The following is a 598-nucleotide window of genomic DNA, read 5'->3' as shown; positions in this document are numbered from 1 at the left end:
TCCCTCCCACCATGGCCTCCCCCCACCGGGACGGTGAACTCCGGCGCACCTTCCCGGCGTTCGAGGCCCGGACGGCCGGGGACGGGAGGTTCGCGGAGACCTGGTGGGGCAACGCGTGGATCACCGCCCTGGAGAAGAGCGCGCTGGACGCGGCACGGCTCGCCCGGGGGCGGGCGTACGCGGAGGCGGGGCATGTGGACGCCATCACCGTGACACCGGGACTGGTCCTGGCGTACGTGCGGGGGAGCCGCCCGCGCCCCTACCGGGCGCAGGTGCGGCTGCGGACGCTGGACGACGCCGACTGGGACCGGTTCCTGGACGCCGCCGCCGAGCGCCCGGGGCACATCGCCGCGCTCCTCGACAAGGAGATGCCCCGGTCCCTCGCCGGCTGCGGGGTCCCCCTGCTGCCCGGCCCCGGCGACCTGGAACCCCACTGCAGCTGCCCCGACCGCGGCCACCCCTGCAAGCACGCCGCCGCCCTCTGCTACCAGACCGCACGCCTGCTGGACGCCGACCCCTTCGTCCTGCTGCTGCTCCGCGGGCGCGGTGAGCGCGGACTGCTCGACGCCCTGTCCCGGCGGAACGCCGCCCGGGCGGC

General features: G+C 76.8%; 1 protein-coding gene. It reads left to right on the top strand.

Going from position 1 to position 598, the window contains the following annotated elements; all coding sequences use genetic code 11:
* The coding region (locus tag CCN35_RS27410) for an SWIM zinc finger family protein (RefSeq protein WP_245863571.1) at window positions 1-598 on the top strand (598 nt) is incomplete at both ends.

The sequence above is a fragment of the Streptomyces thermovulgaris genome (assembly GCF_002155915.1).
Lineage (GTDB): Bacteria > Actinomycetota > Actinomycetes > Streptomycetales > Streptomycetaceae > Streptomyces > Streptomyces thermovulgaris.
The sequence above is the reverse complement of the archived record's forward strand: the minus strand, read 5'-3'. Positions and strand labels throughout refer to the sequence as shown.